The organism is Polaromonas sp. P3_C2 (genome assembly GCF_056402675.1).
The window spans coordinates 1-3,636 of the sequence record NZ_JBFUGX010000430.1; the positions used below are offsets into that span (position 1 = coordinate 1).

At 66.1% G+C, this 3,636-nt stretch carries 4 protein-coding genes; 2 read left to right on the plus strand and 2 right to left on the minus strand.

The window, feature by feature from the left end:
• Positions 1 to 23 precede the first annotated feature (23 nt).
• A complete protein-coding gene (locus AC1DWI_RS16540) occupies positions 24 to 818 on the plus strand; it encodes an extensin-like domain-containing protein (protein WP_477670810.1) in 795 nt (264 codons plus the stop codon).
• 101 nt (positions 819 to 919) lie between these two features.
• Here the strand turns inward: AC1DWI_RS16540 and AC1DWI_RS16545 are convergent, their stop codons facing one another.
• Both AC1DWI_RS16545 and AC1DWI_RS16550 read right to left on the minus strand, forming a co-directional pair.
• Positions 920 to 2,068, minus strand: coding sequence for a DSD1 family PLP-dependent enzyme (locus tag AC1DWI_RS16545; RefSeq protein WP_477670811.1), 1,149 nt, complete (start codon positions 2,066 to 2,068; stop codon positions 920 to 922).
• 31 nt (positions 2,069 to 2,099) lie between these two features.
• Positions 2,100 to 3,068, minus strand: coding sequence for an ornithine cyclodeaminase family protein (locus AC1DWI_RS16550; RefSeq protein WP_477671213.1), 969 nt, complete (start codon positions 3,066 to 3,068; stop codon positions 2,100 to 2,102).
• Positions 3,069 to 3,233: 165 nt separating this feature from the next.
• Here AC1DWI_RS16550 and AC1DWI_RS16555 point away from each other — a divergent pair.
• Positions 3,234 to 3,636 (plus strand): MFS transporter (locus AC1DWI_RS16555; RefSeq protein ID WP_477725235.1); only part of this gene is annotated, 403 nt, incomplete at its 3' end.

Here is a 3,636-nt window from a genome sequence, read left to right on the forward strand (position 1 = left end):
CCCCTCGCTTATCAACGAACACCATGCCCCTTCCCCCAGACTCCGGCCTTCCGCCCGACGCAGCGCCTGCCAGGCGGCTGCGCTGGGGCCGCTGGGTATGGCTGGCCGCATGGAGCGGCCTGCTCACGGCGGCGTACGGGGTTTACAGCGGCGCCCTGCAGATTCCCACGCACGTCAACCCGTGGGCGCCACTGGAAGTGACGGCGCCACCCAACATGCTGACCTTTTACAAACTGTCACGCGCCCGCAACGACCCGGCGCGCTGCCTGGCCGCGCTGGCAACCACCGGCATGCAGTACGACGAATTGCCCGACCGCAGCACGGGCGACGGCTGCGGGTTCAGCAATGCGGTGCGGCTGCGTACGGCGCCGGTACGCATAGGCGCGGCCCTGCCGCTCAGTTGCCCCATGGCGCTGTCGTTCTTCATGTGGGAAAGAAATGCGCTGCAGCCGGCGGCGCAGCTGCATTTTGGCCAGCGCGTGGCGGGCATTGACCACCTGGGCAGCTATGCCTGCCGCAACATCAACAGCGGCGAAGGTGCGCCGCCCAATGCACCGGCCCGTTCCCGCAGCCGCCATGCCACTGCCAATGCGCTGGACATTTCTGCCTTCACGCTGGCGGGCGGCAAGCGTGTCACGGTGCTGAAACACTGGCCTGACGAAGACGACACCACACCGCCGGGGCCCGAGGCACTGCTGCTGCGCGACGCCCACAAAGGGGCCTGCAAATACTTCAAGGGTGTGCTGGGCCCCGACTACAACGCCGCGCACAAGGACCACTTCCACCTGGAGACCGGCGGCTACAGCATGTGCAAGTGAGTCAGCTCAAGGAATTCTCAAGCAAAAAGGCCTGAAACCCAATAGCCTATTGCGCAAACAGCTATGCTTTTAATAGCATCCGGCCACATGGAAGCCAGAGGTCACCAGCCGTGCAGGCGGCTCCAGGTTGCCAGTTCACCGTTTTCAGCCAGCGCGTGATATTCCGGATACTGCGCGCCGGTAGCGCAGGCGTGGTTGGGCAAGATGCGCAGCTGTGTGCCGATGGGAAAGCGCGCGGCAATGTCGGTGTCGGGTGCGCCCTCGCGCGACAGGATGCCGTGCTCCTGGTTGGCGCCGCTGAGGACATAGCCCGGCAATACCGTGCCATCCGTACGGCACACCTGGCCGTAGCCGAAGTCATGCTGCTGCTTTTGCGTACCGCGGTCTCGGCTCATGGCCATCCAGCCTGCGTCCACAATTGCCCAGCCTTTGTCGGGCTGGTGGCCGATCACGGTGGTCAGCACGCTGAGCGCGATGTCGTCTGCCCCGCACACGCCGATGTTGTGCATCACCAGGTCGAAAAACACATACACGCCGGCGCGCACTTCCGTGACGCCCTTGAGCTGCGCGGCTGACAGCGCCGTCGGTGTGGAGCCCACGCTGACAACAGCGCACGGAAAGCCCGCAGAGCGCACGCGTTCGGCAGCTTCCACACAGGCAGCGCGCTCCTGCTCGGCCATGGCCACCAGCGCTTCGGGGGTGTTGAGGTCGTAGCTGGAGCCGGCATGCGTCATCACGCCGCCCAGGTGCATGCCGCCTTCGTGCAGCGTGCGGGCAACGTCCACCAAGGCGGCCTCACCGGGCTTGATGCCGGAGCGGTGCCCGTCGCTGTCGATTTCTATCCAGACTTCAAACTTTTCACCGTGTTCGCGGCCGAAGGCGGCAATGGCGGCAGCTGACGCCACGCTGTCGGTGATGATTTTCAGATCGCAGCCCTGGCGCCGCAGGGCCAGCGCCTGCGGCAGCTTGGTGGCGACCATGCCCACTGCGTAGAGGATGTCGGTGAAACCGTCGGCATAAAACTGCGCGGCTTCCTTGAGCGTAGACACGGTAATGCCCTGCGCACCCGCGGCTACCTGCGCACGCGCGACGGGTGTGCATTTGCTGGTTTTGACGTGCGGCCGGAAGCGCACGCCGAGCGCATTCATGCGCTGCTGCATGCGCGCGATGTTGCGCTGCATGCGCGGCAGGTCAATCAACGCGGCGGGCGTGTCGAGTGTGGCCAGGGGGTTGGGCTGGTTGGTGGTCAAGGGAGTCTCCAGAACGATATGGGCGTCAAACTCACCAGGGCCAGGCAATGCTTTGGCCCTTGCCGGCAAGGCGCGCGCGCTGCTCCAGCAGACGGGCGACCGTGAGGTCCTGCAAGGCGATACCTGTCATGTCGAACAAGGTGATATCGCCGGCGCCGCGCGAAAAGGTGGCCTTGCCCGACAGCACATCGCCGATTTCAGTGCACGCGGTTTCGGGCGCCCATTGCAGCTCGCCGATGCTGCGCGACTGGGCTGCATCGTCCACAAACACGCGCGCTTTGGCAAGCAGGCCTTCGGGCAGCTCGCGTTTGCCTTTGGTGTCGCTGCCCACGGCATTGATGTGGGTGCCGGGCCGGAGAGCAGCCAGCTCGAACAACGGGCCCTTGCCGGTCGTGGCCGTGATCACCACATCGCTTTGGGCCACGGCGGCATTCACGTCTGCCGCATGCGAGATGGCGCACTGGCCGGCAAACATCGCTTCAAACGCGGCCTTTGGCCCGCCATTGGCCGTGGCGTAAAACACCTGGCGCAGCCCGGGCAGCTGGCGAAGGGCAAAGCGCAGTTGCGCCTGCGCCTGCACGCCGGTGCCGAAGACGCACATCGTGCGGCTGTCCTGCCGCGCCAGCTCCAGGCCCAGGCCGCCGGCGGCGCCGGTGCGCTCGGTGGTGACGGCGTTGCCGTCAATCAGGCAGGTCGGCCGACCTGTGGCGGGGTCTAGCAGCATGATGGTGGCCTGGTGGGCATCAGCGCCCCGCGCGAGGTTGCCAGGCCAGAAACCGGCCGCCTTGAAGCCCAGCAGCGACTGCGCACCCACGTCGCCCGACTTGATGCCGAACACACCGCCGGTTGCCAGCCTTTCACGCACCAGGGAGAACACGCGGCCCTCCCCCTGGCTGTGGAGCACAAAGGCCTCGCGCGTGGCCGCAAGGACATCGGCGGGCAGCAGCAGGGACTCGACCGCGTGTTTGTCCAGCAGCAGGAGTTGGGCATCAGCCGGCATGCTTGCCTTGGATGGCGGGGAACTGGCAGGATGGGGCATGGGTGGCTGCGCGGTCACGGTATGTGTCGTCATCTGGAAATATTATCCATAATTAGACTAATTGTCAAATACCGGACAACCATCCACCGCCATCTATCCGCCACCTACCCAACACCAGGAGCCCTCATGCCCGGCAACCCGCACGCCCCCTGCGACGAAGGCATCATCCGCGCCCAACATCAGAAGGCCGACAGCGCCCCGCACCCCGGCTTCGCGCTGGCCGCCACGGTGCTGGGCTCGTCCATGGCCTTTATCGACGGCTCGGTGGTCAACATCGCCCTGCCCGCCATCCAGCGCGACCTGACGGGCGGCTCGGCCGACGGGCTGGCGGCCATGCAGTGGGTCATCAACGCCTACCTGCTGGCGCTGGGCTCGCTGGTGCTAGTGGGCGGCTCGCTGGGCGACCGCTTTGGCCGCCGCACGATTTTTATCCTGGGCATCGCGATCTTCACGGCGGCCTCGGTGGCCTGCGGTTTTGCACCCGGCCCGCTGGCACTGATTGCTGCGCGCGCCGTGCAAGGCGTGGGCG

Coding starts and splice junctions, on each gene's coding strand:
- AC1DWI_RS16550 (WP_477671213.1), bottom strand. CDS start 3,068: ATGCCGGCTGATGCCCAACTCCTGCTGCTGGACAAACACGCGGTCGAG.
- AC1DWI_RS16540 (WP_477670810.1), top strand. CDS start 24: ATGCCCCTTCCCCCAGACTCCGGCCTTCCGCCCGACGCAGCGCCTGCC.